At 73.1% G+C, this 15,917-nt stretch carries 15 protein-coding genes; 12 read left to right on the top strand and 3 right to left on the bottom strand.

Annotated features, from left to right (window positions below):
- Positions 1-7: 7 nt before the first annotated feature.
- From G567_RS0122035 to G567_RS30540, 9 genes are all read left to right on the top strand, one after another.
- Positions 8-790 carry a phosphosulfolactate synthase gene (locus G567_RS0122035; protein WP_037057868.1) on the top strand — a complete coding sequence of 261 codons (783 nt, stop codon included), beginning with the start codon at positions 8-10 and terminating at the stop codon, positions 788-790.
- The gene (locus tag G567_RS0122030; RefSeq protein WP_051233406.1) at positions 787-1,686 is read left to right on the top strand and encodes an XcbA family protein; all 900 of its coding nucleotides are present in this window, start codon (positions 787-789) and stop codon (positions 1,684-1,686) included. The genes G567_RS0122035 and G567_RS0122030 overlap by 4 nt, the downstream gene beginning before the upstream one ends.
- A complete protein-coding gene (locus G567_RS0122025) occupies positions 1,671-3,026 on the top strand; it encodes a class-II fumarase/aspartase family protein (RefSeq protein WP_028931677.1) in 1,356 nt (451 codons plus the stop codon). The genes G567_RS0122030 and G567_RS0122025 overlap by 16 nt, the downstream gene beginning before the upstream one ends.
- Positions 3,023-4,006, top strand: a complete 984-nt coding sequence (locus G567_RS0122020; protein ID WP_147201241.1) for a 1-aminocyclopropane-1-carboxylate deaminase/D-cysteine desulfhydrase — start codon at positions 3,023-3,025, stop codon at positions 4,004-4,006. The genes G567_RS0122025 and G567_RS0122020 overlap by 4 nt, the downstream gene beginning before the upstream one ends.
- Entirely contained in the window at positions 4,003-5,523 is a 1,521-nt protein-coding gene (gene argH / locus G567_RS0122015; protein ID WP_037057866.1) for an argininosuccinate lyase, read from the top strand. Before G567_RS0122020 ends, argH begins: the two co-directional genes overlap by 4 nt.
- An 85-nt stretch (positions 5,524-5,608) precedes the next feature.
- The gene (locus tag G567_RS0122010) at positions 5,609-6,958 is read left to right on the top strand and encodes an FAD-dependent oxidoreductase (protein WP_028931674.1); all 1,350 of its coding nucleotides are present in this window, start codon (positions 5,609-5,611) and stop codon (positions 6,956-6,958) included.
- Positions 6,958-7,218 carry a hypothetical protein gene (locus tag G567_RS0122005; protein ID WP_028931673.1) on the top strand — a complete coding sequence of 87 codons (261 nt, stop codon included), beginning with the start codon at positions 6,958-6,960 and terminating at the stop codon, positions 7,216-7,218. Before G567_RS0122010 ends, G567_RS0122005 begins: the two co-directional genes overlap by 1 nt.
- Before the next feature lie 57 nt (positions 7,219-7,275).
- A complete protein-coding gene (locus tag G567_RS0122000) occupies positions 7,276-7,761 on the top strand; it encodes an MSMEG_0572/Sll0783 family nitrogen starvation response protein (RefSeq protein ID WP_028931672.1) in 486 nt (161 codons plus the stop codon).
- An 82-nt stretch (positions 7,762-7,843) separates the two neighbouring features.
- Positions 7,844-8,338 carry an MSMEG_0567/Sll0786 family nitrogen starvation N-acetyltransferase gene (locus tag G567_RS30540; RefSeq protein WP_084796351.1) on the top strand — a complete coding sequence of 165 codons (495 nt, stop codon included), beginning with the start codon at positions 7,844-7,846 and terminating at the stop codon, positions 8,336-8,338.
- Between the two features lie 4 nt (positions 8,339-8,342).
- Here G567_RS30540 and G567_RS0121990 read toward each other — a convergent pair whose 3' ends face one another.
- Positions 8,343-11,522, bottom strand: a complete 3,180-nt coding sequence (locus tag G567_RS0121990) for an ATP-binding protein (RefSeq protein WP_084796350.1) — start codon at positions 11,520-11,522, stop codon at positions 8,343-8,345.
- 171 nt (positions 11,523-11,693) lie between these two features.
- On the opposite strand from G567_RS0121990, the gene G567_RS0121985 reads away from it, so the two are divergent.
- Positions 11,694-13,244, top strand: a complete 1,551-nt coding sequence (locus G567_RS0121985) for an AllF/FdrA family protein (RefSeq protein ID WP_245585750.1) — start codon at positions 11,694-11,696, stop codon at positions 13,242-13,244.
- A complete protein-coding gene (locus G567_RS0121980) occupies positions 13,241-14,398 on the top strand; it encodes an MSMEG_0565 family glycosyltransferase (protein WP_028931669.1) in 1,158 nt (385 codons plus the stop codon). The genes G567_RS0121985 and G567_RS0121980 overlap by 4 nt, the downstream gene beginning before the upstream one ends.
- Before the next feature lie 38 nt (positions 14,399-14,436).
- Here G567_RS0121980 and G567_RS0121975 read toward each other — a convergent pair whose 3' ends face one another.
- Together G567_RS0121975 and nthA are read right to left on the bottom strand one after the other, a co-directional pair.
- Positions 14,437-14,769, bottom strand: coding sequence for a nitrile hydratase accessory protein (locus tag G567_RS0121975; RefSeq protein ID WP_028931668.1), 333 nt, complete (start codon positions 14,767-14,769; stop codon positions 14,437-14,439).
- Entirely contained in the window at positions 14,766-15,368 is a 603-nt protein-coding gene (nthA, locus tag G567_RS0121970; protein ID WP_028931667.1) for a nitrile hydratase subunit alpha, read from the bottom strand. Before nthA ends, G567_RS0121975 begins: the two co-directional genes overlap by 4 nt.
- Before the next feature lie 95 nt (positions 15,369-15,463).
- Between nthA and G567_RS34500 the strand changes: the two genes are divergently transcribed.
- On the top strand, positions 15,464-15,917 hold a 454-nt coding region (locus G567_RS34500), incomplete at its 3' end, for a helix-turn-helix domain-containing protein (protein ID WP_028931666.1).

Below are 15,917 nucleotides of genomic sequence, written 5' to 3'. Positions count from 1 at the left end.
GACCTCGGTGCCAGCCGGCTTCCTCGACCTCCCGCCCCGCCCGGCCAAACCGCGGGCGGTGGGCCTGACCCACGTCCTCGACCCCGGCATCGGACGCATCGCCACCGCCGATGTGCTCGCCTCCGCCGCGGCGCATCTCGACATCTGGAAGGTCGGCTGGGGTACCGCCTACGTCGACACGGCGCTGCCCGCCAAGCTCGGCCTGCTCGCCGAACACGGCGTCGCGGCCTGTCTCGGCGGGACGCTGCTGGAGATCGCGTGGGCGCAGGGCCGTGCCGCGGAGTGCCTGGCGTGGGCGCGGGATACCGGGTTCTCGCACGTCGAGGTCTCCCGCGGGACGGTCACGATGCCGCCCACCGAGAAGCGCGCGCTCATCCGCGGGGCGGCCCGGACGTTCACGGTGCTGGCCGAGGTCGGCGCGAAGGCGCCGGGCGAGCAGCTGGCCGCCCGGCACTGGCCCGCCGAATGCCGCGCCGACCTCGACGCGGGTGCCTGGCTCGTCGTCACCGAAGGCCGGCAGAGCGGCACCGTCGGCACCTTCGACGCCGCGGGCCGGGTCCGGCCGGACGTTGTGGAGGCGGTGGCCGTCGCCGTCGGGGTGGAGCGGGTTCTGTTCGAGGCGCCCCGCGCGGCGCAGCAGGCCTGGTTCATCCGGCGGTTCGGGCCCGCGGTCAACCTCGGCAATGTGGCGCCGGGCGACGTGCTGTCGGCCGAGACGCTGCGGCTGGGGCTGCGGTCCGATACGGCGCTCGCGCCGCGCCGGGAGCTCGCCGGATCGGACACGGCGTGAGCGTGCCCGCCGGACCCAACCTCGTCCCGAACCGATACCGCGGGGTCTCGGTGACGACGGTGCCCGCGGGGGTCGCGCTGGAGGCGGCGGCGCTGCGGGCACATCTGCTCGGGCGCGACGCCTACCGGCGCACCCGGTTCGTCGTCGCCCGCTCCGGCGAGCGCACGGCGCTGCTGTACATCACCCGCGCGTCGGATACCGAGCTGTTCTCCCCGATCGTCGCGGTGGAGCTGCTCGCCGGGCCGCCGGACTGCGCGTTCGTGGTCGAGGACGAGGCCGATGTCGCGATTCCGTCCGTGCTCGCGGCCATCGCCCGCCGCCGGGCGCCCGACGCCCGCGCCGTCGCCGTGCAGGGCCGGTACGCCCACGTGAACGTCATCCTGGAACCGCAGCCGCTGGTGATCACCGTCCGTGAGGTCGTCCCGCCGCAGCCCGCGAAGCTGCTCGACCAGGCCCGCCGGGTCCTCGCGGTCACCGAGTCGCTGCGGCCGATCGAGCTGGTCGGCGAGCTGACGGAGCTCGCTGAGCTCGCAGGCCGGCATCCGGCCGAGCACTACCTGCTGCCGTGCCGCGGCTCCGGCGGCGAGATCCCGCGGGCTCGGGTGTCCTATCTCGACGAACATCCGCCGCGCGCCGCCTGGACGCTGCTGGGCTGCGCCCGGTCGCGGCAGATCCACCGCTGGTTCTACGGCGAGGACCCGCCCACGGTGGACTTCTGCCCGAAGCGTGCGGTCGAGGCGAGCGCGGGGCCGGTGCTCACCAAATGCTGCCTCCAGGAGGAACACGTCGAGTCGGGCCCTGGCTGGGCCAGCGTGCCGTGGGGGTCCTCGCTCGACCACATCCGCGAGGCGCTGGATCTGCTGGCGGCGCAGGAGCCATCGTGGGCACCCGGCTGAGCAGCTCGACGCTCTACGCCCATCTGTGGGGCACGCCCGAGCTGGCCGGCGTCTTCGACGAGCGCGCGATGCTGCAGTCCTGGCTGGACATCCTCGCCGCGCTCGCGAGGGCCCAGGCCGCGCTCGGCATCGTGCCCGGCGCCGCCGCCGAGGAGATCACGGCGGCGGCGAAGGTCGACGCGCTGGATCTCGACCACGTCGCGGAGCAGACCCGGCTCACCTCGCACTCCACCCTCGGCCTGATCCGCGGGCTGCTGAACGTGCTGCCCGCGGACGTCCGCGAGCACGTCTACGTCGGGGCTACCGTGCAGGACGTCACCGATACCTGGTTCGGGCTGGTCATGCGCGAGGTCGGTGGCATCGCGTGGCGAGACCTGCGTGCGCTCGAGGCGGCATTGCTCGATCTCGCGCGCCGCCACCGCACCACCGTGATGGCCGGGCGGACCCATGGCCAGCCGGGCGCCCCGATCACGTTCGGGCTCAAGGTCGCGTCCTGGGCCGACGAGGTGCGCCGGCATCTGCAGCGGTTGTGCGAGGGCCGCGACCGCTGGGTCGTCGGGCAGCTCGGCGGGGCGGTCGGGGCGCTGGCGTTCTTCGGGGCCGATGCCCTGGAGCTGCGGGCTCGCTTCTGCGCCGAGCTGGGGCTGGCCGACCCTGGGATCTCCTGGCTGACCGCGCGGGACCGGATCGCCGAGTTCGGCACGACGCTGGCGCTGATCTGCGGGACCCTGGCCCGGATCGGCACCGAGGTGTACGAGCTGGCCCGGCCCGAGATCGGGGAGCTGGCCGAACCCGCGTCGTCCGGCGCCGTCTCCAGCATCACGATGCCGCACAAGCGCAACCCCGAGGCCAGCGAGCACCTCGACACGCTGGCCAGGCTCGCCCGCTCCTCCGCCGCGGTGCTCGTGGAGGGCATGGTGGCCGGGCATGAGCGCGACGGGCGGGCGTGGAAGGCCGAATGGATCGCCCTGCCCGAGGTGTGCCAGCTGACCGGGGTGGCGCTGCGGATCGCACTCGGGCTCGTCGACGGGCTCGAGGTACGTCCCGAGGCCATGGCCGCCAACGTGACCCGGTTCGGGCCGGGGCTCGCCTCCGAGCGAGTGCTCGCGGGGCTGTCCGCGCGGATCGGCAAGCACCGGGCCCAGCAGGCGCTGCACGAACTGCTCCGCGAGGACGGCGCCGAGCTCGCTGCGGGCCTGGTGAACCGCGGCCTGGCCACCGCCGAGCAGGTACGGACCTGGGCGGGTGGGCCCGCTGTCGACGCCGCGGCCCAGATGGTGGACGCGGTGGCGGCGAGGGCCGCGACGGCACGCGCCGCCGAGCCCCGGGAGTGGCCGTGAACCGTCCCGCGGCGACCGCACGGCAGCCGGCGGGTGCGCCGTGGACGGCGCTGCCCCGGGTGCGGCTCGCGCTGCTCCCGACCCCGCTGATGCGGGCGGAGCGGCTGGAGGCGGCCCTGGGCTGCGGCCTGCTGCTGGTCAAGCGGGACGATCTCATCGGCTTCGGGATGGCCGGCAACAAGGCCCGTCCGCTGGAGTTCCTGCTCGGGGCTGCCCGCGCCCGCGGCGCCGAGGTGTTCGTCACCGGCGGCGGTCCCGGGTCCAACTTCTGTGCCGCGGCCGCCCAGGCGGCGCGGAGCGTGGGAATGGGCTGCGAACTGGTGATCTGGGGCGAGCCGGACTCGCCGAACCTGGCGCTCGCCGTCGCGGCCGGGGCGAGGCTGCGGCCGACCGGGGGGTCGCAGCGCGAGGCGGTCGACCGGCAGGTCGCCGCGCGGCTGGCCGAGCTCGGCCCGCGTGGTTTCGGTGTCCCGCGCGGGGGATCGACGCCGCTCGGCGCCGTCGGGTTCGCGGCCGCCGCGGCCGAGCTCGCCGCCCAGCTGGCGGCGCCTCCGTCGGTGATCGTGCTGCCCGTCGGGTCCGGGGGGAGCATCGCCGGACTGCTGGCCGGGCTCGCCGCGGTCGACCTCGAGGTGCCGGTGCTCGGCGTGTCGGTCAGCCGTCCGCCCGAGGAGATCGCCGCGCGGGTACACGCACTGGCCGCCGGCTGCGCCGCCCTGCTCGGGACCACGCCACCCCGGCCGGACGCATGCACGTTCGTCGACGCCCGCGGTTCCGGGTTCGGCATCGCGTCGGAGCTCGAGCGGGAGCGGGCCCGGCTGGCGCTGCACACCGAGGGTCTGCTGCTCGACGAGACCTACGGCGCGGAGGCCCTCTCCGTGGCGGTCGATCGGCTGGCCGACGGGGCGGGCGCCGTCGTGTGGTGGCATACGGGCGGGATCCTGCCGGCCGTCCGGACGATGATGAAGGGAACGGCATGACCCAGCCCGACACGACACCGCGACGCGTCCGGGAGGCGGGGTTCCCGCAGAACGGCCCCGCACCCGAGCTGATCGACTCCGGCTTCGCGCTGGAGAACGCCGATGCCGGCTTCCTGCACCACGGGCTCAACCTGGCCGACCTCGCGCACGTGCTGGACCTGCACCGCCGCGGCATCGTCCCCGACGAGGCCTGCCGCAAGCTGCTGGCGTTGCTGCTGGAGGTCACCGAGATCGCGGCGGAGGACTTCCCGTACGACCCGGTGCACGGCGAGCCGTACAACTCCCGCGAGCACTTCTTCGTCTCCCGGATCGGGGACGTCGCCGGCTGGCTGCACGCCGGGCGGCCGCGGCGGGAAGCGGCGCGGGTGGCGCTGCGCCTGCACCTGCGCCGCCAGCTCATCGGGCTGGTCGAGGAGACCGTCGTGTTCGCCCGCGACGTCGTCGATGCGGCCGAGACGCACGCGTCCACCCTGTTGCCCGACCAGACGTATCTGCAGAAGGCACAGCCCTCGACGTTCGGGCACTACCTGCTCTCGTTCGTCTACTCGGCGGTCCGCGACGCCGACCGGTTGCTCGACGAGCTCGACTGGGTCGACGCCAGCCCGGGCGGCGCGGGCTGTGTCAACGGCACCCGGCTGCTGTCCGACCGCGGGCCGATCGCGGCGGCGCTCGGCTTCCCCCGCGTCATCCCGCATACCCGTGACGCGATGTGGCAGGTCGACGGCCTGATCCATATCCTCGCGACCGCCGCGAGCCTGCTGTCCAACTTCTCGAAGCTCGCCGAGGATCTGGAGATCTTCTCCTCCTCGGAGTTCGACTTCGTCGATCTCGACGACGCCTACACCCGCTCCAGCGTCCTCATGCCGCAGAAGCGCAACCCGTATGCGCTGGCGATCGTGCGTGGGGCGTCCGGCGTGGTGATCGGGCGGCTCACCGGGTTCCTGGCGGTCATCAAGAGCCCGTCTGCCCGGAGCGACAACTTGATCTTCGCCTACGGCGAGGTTCCGCGGGCCCTGGACCTGAGCATGCGGATCACCCGATTGATCAGCGGTGTCATCCGGACGTTGCGGGTCAATCCCGACCGGATGCGCGAGGAGCTCGACCGCGGCTATACGCAGGCCACCGATCTCGCCGAGTACCTCGTGCAGCGCCTGGGCGTGGACTACCGGACCGCCTACGTCGTCGTCGGCAACACGGTGCGGGAGGCCAGTCGCGCCGGAGTCCCGGGTTCGCGGATCACCGGCGAGATGATCAACACCGCCGCGCTGGAACACACCGGACGGACGTGGGGCCTGGCAGACGCGGATCTGTCGGCCGTGCTCGATCCCGAACAGATCGTCGGGTCGCGGCGGGCCGAGGGCGGGGCGGCACCGGCCGCGTTCGCGGACATGACCCGCGGGCTGCGGGCCGAGCTGCGCGATCTCGCGACCGAGGCCGCCGCGCGGAGCGCGGAGTTCGATCGCGCCGAGGAGGCCCTTCTGGCGCGGGCGCGGGAGACGAGTCGCCGCGCGCGGTGATTGACACACCGTATTCGTTGAGTATCGTACATATTTATCTCAGATAGTGAACATCTTCGGCGGGAACGGCGGAAGGCGGTCCGACGTGCCGCGCAGGACAGTGGTGATCGGTGGGGGAGCGGCGGGGCTGGGTGCCGCGGGCGGGGTCAAGGCCGTCGATCCCGGCGCCGAGGTGGTCGTCTATACCCAGTTCGAGGACGTGGCCTACAGCCCGTGCGGCATTCCCTATGTGCACGGCGGCGAGATCGAGAGCTTCGAGAAGCTGTTCCTGGCCGGCAAGCAGGCCTATGTGGAGGCCGGGATCGACGTCCGCTACGAGGCCGAGGTGACCGCGGTCGACACCGCGGCCCGCACCGTCACGGTGGCGGGCGAGGGCACCGTCGGCTGGGACGGGCTGGTCCTCGCGACCGGCTTCGACTATGCCGACCCGGGGGTGCCCGGCGGCGCTCTCGGCGGGCTGTACTACGTGAAGAATATCCGCCGGGCCATGGAGTGGGACAAGGTTCTCGACACCGTCAAGAAGGCGGTGGTCGTCGAGGCCTCCCCGCTCGGTGCGGAGATGGTCACCGCGCTGGCGCACCGCGGCGTCGAGACCCACCTGATCGACCCCCACCCGTACGCGCTGGCCGCGGTGGCCGACCCGGACATCATGGCGCCGGTCGAGGAGTCCTGGCGCGAGCTGGGCGTGCACCTGCATTTCAACACCTCCCTGGAGGCCTTCCTCGGTGAGGCCGGGGGCACGGTCCGGGCGGTCCGGACGTCCGCGGGTGAGCTGCCGGCGGATCTGGTCGTCGTGGCCACGCACAAGACCCCGAACAACCGCCTCGCCGCGGCGGCCGGGCTGAAGCTGGGTTCCACCGGCGGGATCGTCGTCGACGATCACATGCAGACCTCGGCGCCGGAGGTGTGGGCGGCGGGGGATGTCACCGAGATCCCGCACGGGCTGACCGGGGTGCCGCTGCAGGGGCTGACCGGGTCGCACGCCTACGCCCAGGGCAAGGTGGCCGGGGTCAACGCCGGCGGCGGGGATCGGGCCTATCGGGCGGTGTATGTGCCGTGGGGCACCCCGGCGGGCAGGTGGGTCATCGGCGGCGCCTCGTTCGGCGAGGCCACGGCCACCGCGCTGGGCATCCCCTACGTGTTGGGGGTGGCCGAGGGGATCTCCCGGGCCCGCTACTACCCGGGGGTCAAGAAGGTGAAGGTCAAGCTGCTCGCCGAGCCGGACTCGCTGCGGCTGATCGGGGCGCAGCTGGTCGGCGGCGGCGAGGGGATCAAGGAACGGGCCGACTTCCTGGCGATGGCCGTGAAGTTCGGGATGACCTTCCACGACCTGTCGACGATGGAGAACGTCTACTCCCCGGCGATCGGTGCGCTCAACGAGCCCATCGTCGTCGCCGCGACCAATGGCCTCGCCGCCGCGCGGCAGGGGAAGTGATGTCGTCCTTCTTCCGCTGGCTTCGCAGCAACTCGGAGCATTACCTGCTCGTCGACGCCCACCGGCGACTGGCCACCCGCCAGGGCACGCCCGCGCCGCGGGCCCCGAGGGGTGCGAAGGAGATCTTTTGGCTGAAGGTATTCGCGCCGATCTATGCGCTGCTTCCGTGGCCCGTGCGTCACAAGATCATGAAGGCCATGCCGGGCAGCCACCGCAAGACGTGGGAACCGCCGCCTCCGCTCCGCGGGCCGGCGGTCTGATCCCTCGACCTCATCAACCCCAAACCAGAAGACAACCCCAACCCAGAAGGAGAACCTGTGGCGCAGATCGTCGGTGAACGGGCCAACGAGGGCGACGCGATCGTCGACTACGACGAAAAACTGTTCGAGGACATTCAGGCGAACCCGGGGGAGAAGGCCTACGTCTTCATGCACACCGTGCCCTACGAGGGTTCGGTCGGCCTGGTCAACATGCTCACCTGTACCCGGATCAACCGGAAGGGCTTCGACACCAGCCTGATCCTCTACGGGCCCGGGGTGCTGATGGCCTCGGCCACCCGCGGTTTCCCGACCGTGGGGGCCGAGGCCTTCCCCGGTGGCCTGGCCTACAACAACCAGCTCAAGACGTTCATGAAGGAGGGCGGCAAGGTCTACGCCTGCCGGTTCGCGATGGCGGCGCTGTATGGCATGCGGGAGACCGACCTGATCGAGGGCGTCATCCCGATGCATCCGCTCGACGTGCTGGACGCCACCCTCCAGGCCCGCCGCGAGGGTGCGCTGGTCATGCAGACCTGGACCGTCTGACCGGCCGAGCTCCCGCACCGGGGCCGGCGCTCGTCGGCCCCGGTGCGCGGGGTCAGGAACTCTCATTCGGGATCGGGGTGTCGTGAGCACACAAGTCCGTACGAGCACGCAGAAAGGCGTGGTCTGTCGCCTGGCCGATGGCGCGGCCGATCTGGCCACCCATCACGCGATCCGGCGGTCGGTTTTCGTTCTGGAACAGGGCGTGTTCGCGGAATCCGATCACGACAGCCGGGACGACCACGCGACGACGCTGCACGTCGTCGGATTCGTCGACGGCCTCCCTGGCGGGGTCGTCCGGCTTTTCCCGCTCGACCCGTCGAATCCCGCCGGCGAATGGCAGGGTGACCGGCTCGCCGTGCTGCCCGAGTTCCGCAGCAGCGGGCTTGGCCGCCCGCTGGTCCGGTTCGCCGTCGCGACCGCGGCGCGGCTCGGTGGCAGCCGGATGATCGCGCACGTGCAACCGGCCAACCGGACCTTCTTCCGGCGGCTGGGCTGGGTGCAGCGCGGTGCGCCGGAGCTCTATGTCGGCATTCCGCATCTGCCGATGGACATCGACCTGGTGGTCGCGGCCTCGTGACCGCTCAGCGGGTAGGTGGGGTCGGGCGGTTCAGCCGTCCGATGGCCACGAAGGTCGACCGCAGCTCGGCGGGCAGCGCCGCGGCGATCCGCTCGATGGCGGCCCGCCGCTCGGCCGGCGCCCCGAGCTGGCCGACGATCAGGTCGGAGCCGGTCGCCGTCGCGAGCCGTCCGGCCTCCTCGACGCGCCCCAGGGCACGCAGGGCCAGCGCCTCGTACTTGCGCGAGGAGTACCGGCGGGCCTCGACGAGCAGCGCCTCGGCCTGGTCGCGGTCCCACCGCGACTGCATCTCCAGCAGCCGCAGCACCGCGCGTGGCCGGAACGGCAGTGGTTGCTCCAGCAGCGGAACCGCGGACTCGACGGCCGCCGTGGCTGCCTCCTCTCGGCCCAGCAGCAGATCGCAGTCGGCGACGGCGAGCGCGGCGTGCAGCTCCTGCTCCAGCTCCAGCGCGCCGCCGCCGTGGCGGGCCAGCTCGAGGGCCTGCTCGGCGTGGTCCCGGGCGCGCTCGACCTGCCCGAGCTCCTGCCAGATCCACGAGGTCGTGGTCTCGATACCGGCCCGGTAGAAGCTGACCTTCTCGGCGTCGATCAGCCGCCGCGCGTTGTCCAGCGCGCGCAGCGCACCGGCGAAATCGCCCGAGTCGCCGCGGGCCAGCGCGGTGAAGAACAGCGTCTGCAGCAGCGGGCGGAACTCGCCGGTGCGCCGGCACAGCACCGCGGCGCGGGCCAGCACGGATCGCGCCTCGGCGAACCGGTCCAGGTGCTGCAGCAGGGCGCCGCGGTAGGCCAGCGCGAGCGCGGCGGTCGTTTCGCCGGGTTCGGCGGCAAGAACGCGGGCGTAGGCGGTCTCGGCGCGGGCGTACTCGCCGTCCCAGTGCCGGACCCGGCCCAGCAGCAGCATCGCGCTGGGCAACGCGCCCGGTGCCGCCGCCGCGGACTCCGCCAGCACGGTCGCCTGCTTGGCGAAATCGACCGCCTGCAGCGCGTCGCGCGCGTACAGCGCCGTCCAGCCGAGCTGCTCGAGCGCGTGCGCCTCGAGCTCGGAGTCGTTCACGTCGCGGGCCAGCGCGAGCGCCTCCTCGTGGTCGGCCCTGGCGTCCTCGTGCCGGCCCAGCTCGCTGCTGCTTCGGCCGCGCAGCAGCAGCAGATTCCCGGTCTGCGCGCTGTCGCCCGCGGTCCGGGCGGCGGCGATCGCCTGGGTCAGCAGGTCGACGGCCTCGGCGTTGGCGAAGGCCAGGCGCGCGGTATCCGCCGCCGCGGCGAACGCGCGCGCCGCGGCGGACCAGTCGCCGGCCGCGGCCAGGTGGCGGGCGGCGGCCTCGGGATGCGCTTCGAGCAGCCGGGCCGCGCGCCGGTGGCGGCTGATCCGAACCGGTTCCGGGGTGGCCTCGTAGGCGACCTGCCGGACGATGTCGTTGGGGAACCGGAAGCTGTCGCCGTGGGCGAGCAGGAACCCGGCCCGCATCGCTCGGCCCGCGCGGCGGGCGCATTCCTCGACATCGATCCCGCTCAGCTCGGCGACGGCGTCGAGGGAGAACGCCGCGCCGAGGATCGCTCCCTGGGTGAGGAAGGCGGCCGTGTCCTCGCCGGAGTGTGCGAGACGTTCCGCGACGGCCTCGTGCAGCGATACCGGAATCACCATGCCGGTGGCGGGTGCCGGATGGCGCAGCAGCTCGGTGACGAACAGCGGGGAGCCGCCGGTCCAGGAGTAGAGCTGTGCCGGGTCGTAGGGCACCCGGGCCCGGCCGACCATGGCGGCGACGTCGGTGGCGGACAGGGGGCCGAGGTCGATCGACGTCGCCGCGAGATCGCGCAGCGCGGCGGTCAGCGGTTCGTGGTCCGAGGTTCGTTCGGCGACGATCACCATGATCCGGCTGCTCGCCCAGTGGCTGGCCAGGTAGTGCAGGGCCTCGACCGTGGAGGGGCCGGCGTGCTGGGCGTCGTCGACGGTCAGCAGCACGGGTTGGCGAGCGCTCAGCCGAACGAAGAACCCGGCGAGGGCGTCGAGGGTCCGGCTGTGCTCAAGCGCGGGCCCGGCGCGCTCGTAGGTCACGGGGCCGGCGATGTCGGCGAGCTCGGGGACCAGCTGGGCGAGGGTGCCGAGGCGGAAGCCGACCAGCTCGCGGACCTCGGCCGGCCGAACCCGCTGGATGACCGAGCGTACCGCCTGGGCCAGCGGTTGCAGGTACAGCGACCGCTCGGCCTCGAAACAGGCCACGGAGGCCACCAGGGCCCCGGTGCGCTCCGGCTCGGCGGCGAACGCATGGACCAGCGCGGTCTTGCCGATGCCCGCCTCTCCGGTCACGAGCGCGAGCACAGCCGAGCCGGAGGCCGCGTTCGCCCAGAGCTCGTGCAGCCGCCGGTACTCCTCGGCGCGCCCGGTCAGCGACTCCGGTTCCGGCCGCGGGCTCGCCGCGGTCGGCCTCGTCCGGTGGCTCGGGTCCTCCGAGCGAAGCACGGACAGGTAGGCCGCCTGGGTGGTCGGCGACGGGTCGCTGCCGAGCTGCTCGGACATGGCGAGCTGCAGTTGGCGGTAGGCCAACAGCGCGGCGGCGGCCCGCCCCGCCCGCTGGTGACCGGACATGACGATCCGGCAGGCCTGTTCGTCGAGCGGATCGGCGCGCAGCGCGGCACCGGCGACCTCGACGGCCACGTCGGACTCCGCCAGCTCGAGGGCGGCCGTGCTCCAGCAGATGCGGGCCCGGCGCAGCCACCGCGCCGCCCGCAGCCGGATGTCCTGGATCCACCGATCGTCGCGTTCCCCGGCGAGCGCGACGTCGGAGCCGAGCAGTCTCGCGGCGTGCTCCGCGCTGGTGGCGGCGAGCGCGAAGCGACCGAGCCCGAGCTCGCGCTCGGCGGTCGCGACATGCTCGATGGCCTCGCCGAGATCGACGCTCAGCTCGTCGAGGACCAGGCGGTATCCGGTGACGCCGCCCTCGATGCGCTCCCGGCCCAGGGCGCGGCGCAGCCTGCTGATCAGGGCGGCGACGTTGCGGTCGGCGCGTTCGGGTGGGTCGTTCTCCCAGAGCGCGTCGATGAGGGCGGCGAGTGAGACGAACTCCCCGGCGCGTTCCGCGAGCACCGCGAGGGCCCGTCGCGCCTTCCCCACCGGCACGGGCGCCGAGAGATCGCCCTCGACCGTGAACGGGCCGAGCAGGCGCAATCGCAGGTGGCCCTGACTCACGCCCCGGGACTGTACGGGACCGGCGGAGGTGACGACGAAGGTGTCGTAAACTATAGTATGTGAACATGTCGGATGATGGAGTAAGTCGTCCTCCGCAGCCGTCGACGAGGTGCAGCGCTACGCCGACGACCTCGAATCGTTGCTGTCGATCTTCATATGAGGAGCCATCACGTGACCCCTGCGCTGATCCACCATGTCACGCTGTATCCGGACACCTACGTCGACTCGGTCGTGCAGCTCTCGGGCACCCGCGCGTTGCGTCAGGTCGAGGGCGTGGACTGGGCGGCGGCCGCGATGGCCACTCCCGGGAACCGCGACACCCTTGCGGCGGAGGGTTTCGATCTCGGCGAGCTGGCGGAGGCCGGTGCGAACGATCTGTTCATCGCGGTGCGGGCGAGGTCGGATGAGGTCGTCGGGGAAGCGCGGGCGGCCGGTGAGACGGCGATGTTCGCCGCCCGTGACAACGGTGGCCTCCGAGCGGAGCAGCCCGCCCGCAGCCTGGCCGAGGCGCTCGCGCGCCAGCCGGGCAGCAACGTGGCGATCGTCTCGGTCCCGGGCGACTACGCCGCGCTGGAAGCGCACAAGGCGCTGTCGGCCGGTCTGGACGTGCTGTTGTTCAGCGACAACGTACCGGTGGACGCCGAGATCGAGCTCAAGGACCGGGCCGCCGGGCTCGGCAGGCTCGTCATGGGGCCGGGCGCCGGCACCGCCATGCTCGGCGGAACGGCCCTGGGCTTTGCGAATGTCGTCACGCCCGGCCGGGTGGCGGTGGTCGCGGCCGCGGGCACCGGCGCGCAGGAGGCCGCGACCCTGGTGGACCGCTGGGGCTTCGGGGTGTCGCACATCATCGGGCTGGGCGGGCGCGATCTGTCCGGCGAGGTGGGCGGCCGGATGGCGCTCAGCGCGGTGCGCGCACTGGTCGCCGACGACGACACCGACGTCATCCTCCTGGTGTCCAAGCCACCGGCCGTCGAGGTGGCGCACGAGGTGGTCGCGGCCGCGGCGGGCAAGCCGCTCGTCGCCGCGCTGATCGGGATCCCCGCGGACGTCACCGATTTCACCGCGTCCGGCGTGGTGGCGACGCGCACGTTGGAGGCCGGGGCGCTCGCCGCGGTGCGGGCGATGGGCGGTGCGGCACCGGACCCGGCCGCGGGGCTCGCCGAGCGGGTTCGCGCATGTGCCGACCTTCCGGCCGAGCGGCGGCTCGTCCGCGGCCTGTTCTCCGGCGGGACCCTGTGTTACGAGTCGCTGGTGGTCCTGGCCGATGTGCTCGGGCCGGTGTACTCCAACACCCCGCTGAACAAGGAACTCGGCCTGCCCGCTCCCGGCGATGCGCACACCTGCCTCGACCTGGGGGAGGAGGAGTACACCAAGGGCCGTCCGCACCCGATGATCGATCCCCAGGCGCGGATCGAGCTGCTGCGGGAGCAGAGCACGGACCCGGCGGTGGCGGCGATCATCCTCGACGTGGTGCTCGGCCACGGCGCGCATCCGGATCCGGCGGCCGAGCTCGCCCCGGTCTGCGCCGAGATCAGGGCGGCCGGCGGCCCGCGGATCGTCGTGTACGTGCTGGGCACCGATCAGGACCCGCAGGGCTTCGCCCGCCAGCGCAGGGCCTTCGAGGAGGTCGGTTGCCTGGTCACGGAGACCGCGGCGCGGGCGTCCCTGGCCGCCGCGGCGCTCGCCCGGCGGGATCCGGCGATCGCGGGGCCGGCGCTGTGAGGGCCCTGGCGCTGGTCACGCATTCGACCCGGCCGCGCGGCGGGTTCGTGCACACGCTTGGCCTCGCCGAGGCATTGCACCGCAAGGGTGTCGACGTCCACCTCATCGCGCTCGGCGACCCGGACGCCGGGTTGCTCCGGCCGACGCAGGTCCCACACACCGTGCTGGCCGGGCCGTCGAAGGCCGGGACGACGCTGCAGGAGCGAGTCTTCGCCGCCATCGACGCCCTGGAGGCCGGGCTGGGCGGGCCGGCCGCCCGGTTCGACGTGCTGCACGCGCAGGACTGCATCGCCGCGCGGGCCGCCGCCCGGGTGCGCGACGCCGGCGCGCCGGTGTCCGTGGTGCGCACCGTCCACCACGTCGACGACTTCACCACCCAGGCCCTGATCGACTGCCAGCGCGCCGCGATCGCCGAACCGGACCACGTGTTCGTGGTCAGCGAGCAGTGGCGGGCGATCCTGCGCAACGAGTACGGCCGCGACGCCGCGGTCGTGCCCAACGGGGTCGACCCGGATCGGTTCCCGCCGCCGTCGCCGGGGTACCGGGCGGCGCTGCGCGCCCGCGTCCCGGCGGGCCGGTTCCTGTTCCTCGGCGTGGGCGGGGTGGAGCCGCGCAAGGGCACGGTGCACGCGTTTCGGGCGCTGGCGCGGTTGCGCCGCGAGCTGGGCCCCGTCGCGACGCTCGCGATCGTCGGCGGACACTCGTTCCAGGACTACACCGCCTACCGGGACGCCGCCCTCGCGTCGCTGCCCGGGCTCGGCCTCGTGCTCGGCGAGGACGTCGTGCTGCTGGGCACCGTGGACGAGGCCGAGCTGGCCGGCTGGTACCACACCGCGGACGCGCTGTGCTTCCCGTCGGTGAAGGAGGGCTGGGGCCTCGTCGTGCTGGAGGCGATGAGCACCGGGCTGCCGGTGATCGCCTCGGACCTGCCGGTGTTCGGCGAGTATCTCGTCGACGGCGAGAGCGCGCTGCTGCCCCGCGTCGGGGACGATTCCGCGCTCGCCGCCGCGATGCGGCGGCTGATCGCCGACCCGGACCTGCGGGAGCGGCTGGTGGCCGGCGGGCACGCGGTGCTGCCGCGCTATACGTGGGAGGCCAGCGCCGCCCGCCACCAGGAGCTCTACGCGTGGCTGCGGACCGGGACGCGGGTCTGATCCGGGCGTACCGGGGCCGGGCCCCGGTACGCCGCCGGTCAGTGGTCGTGCCCTGCGGGGCGGTTGGCGAGCTCGCGGGCGCGCAGTTCGATCTCGTCGGCGAAGACGGTGCCGTCCGCGGCGAGGACGTCCTCGAGCGCGCCGAGCCAATGCTGGTAGTAGTCCCAGCATTCGCCCTCGGGGTGGCTGGTCTCCCAGATGCGAATGCGATCGATCAGCGCGGCCTGGAACTGGGGCCAGGCGAACGCCCCGGAGCCGTGCAGCGTGACGACCATGCCGAAGGCGCGGCTCTGCCACGGTTCGGCGAAGAGCAGCTCGCCGTTGGCGCGCGGAGGAGCGGCGGGGCCGTCGATCGGGAGCGGGGCGGTCACTTCGCCGCTTCCGGTGCGCTGACCTTGGCGACGCCGACCATGGCGTCGCGGGTGATCAGGGGGACGAGCTGTTCCTCGGTGAGGTGTTCGGTGCCCGCCGGGCGTTCGGGCAGAACCATCCAGCGGACCTCGCTGCTGGAGTCGCGAACGATGATCTCGACGTCGTCGTCGAGAGGCAGGCCCATCTCGGCGAGGATGGTGCGCGGTTCGCGAACCACCCGGGCCCGGTAGGCCGGGTCCTTGTACCAGGACGGGGGCAGGCCCAGCACCGGCCACGGATAGCACGAGCACAGCGAGCACACGACGACGTTGTGGGTCTTCGCGGTGTTCTCCACGACGACGATGTGCTCGCCCTGGGGCCCGGAGAACCCGAACTCCTTGATGGCGGTGGTGCCCTCGGCGAGCAGCCGCTGCTTGTAGGCGGGGTCGGTCCAGGCCCTGGCGACGACCTTGGCTCCGTTGAGCGGGCCGACCTGGGTCTCATAGGTGGTGATGAATTTGTCCATCACCGTGGGGTCGACCAGACCCCGCTCGGTGAGCAGTTGTTCGAGTGCCTCGGTGCGCAGCGCGGCGGGCAGGCGTGTCGACGGGGTGGTCATCAGAGTTGCGCCAGGAGACCGCCCACTTCAGCGGACGGAGGACCGGCGCTCCCTCCCTTCGCGAAACTGTCGGTAGGACATGGGACGGTGCGGGCGTGCGGTTCCGGAGGTACCCCACCCCGGAGCAGGAGGCCGGCCTGCTCGGGCACTGCGGGCACGCCCGGTTCGTGTGGAACCTCGCGGTCGAACAGCTGGGCTATCGGGTCCGTGGGCAGCGGGTACCGGGGTATGTCGAGCAGGCCCGGCAGCTCACCGAGGCGCGCGCCGCGGTCGGCTGGTTGGGCGAGGGGTCGCAGACCGTGCAGCAGCAGGCGCTGCGGGACTTCGCCCAGGCGGTGCGGAACTGGCAGAACGACACCCACGGCCGCCCGACCTGGCGGCGCAAGGGCCGCCGTGAGGGCTTCCGCATCGTCGGGCCGGCCGCCGGCCGGGTGGAGCAGCTGGGCCGCCGCTGGGCGCGGGTGTGGGTGCCCAAGGTGGGCTGGGTGAAGCTTCGCCGCACCCTGGCCCGGGCCCGCCGCGGCTCCCGCCGGCGGGCCCGGCTCAAGG

This window comes from Pseudonocardia asaccharolytica DSM 44247 = NBRC 16224 (assembly GCF_000423625.1).
GTDB lineage: Bacteria > Actinomycetota > Actinomycetes > Mycobacteriales > Pseudonocardiaceae > Pseudonocardia > Pseudonocardia asaccharolytica.
This window is presented reverse-complemented; position numbering and strand designations above follow the sequence as displayed.

Excerpts from the sequence above, each read along its gene's own strand:
- argH (WP_037057866.1), top strand. The coding sequence starts at position 4,003 with ATGACCCAGCCCGACACGACACCGCGACGCGTCCGGGAGGCGGGGTTC.
- G567_RS0122005 (WP_028931673.1), top strand. The coding sequence starts at position 6,958 with ATGTCGTCCTTCTTCCGCTGGCTTCGCAGCAACTCGGAGCATTACCTG.
- nthA (WP_028931667.1), bottom strand. The coding sequence starts at position 15,368 with ATGACCACCCCGTCGACACGCCTGCCCGCCGCGCTGCGCACCGAGGCA.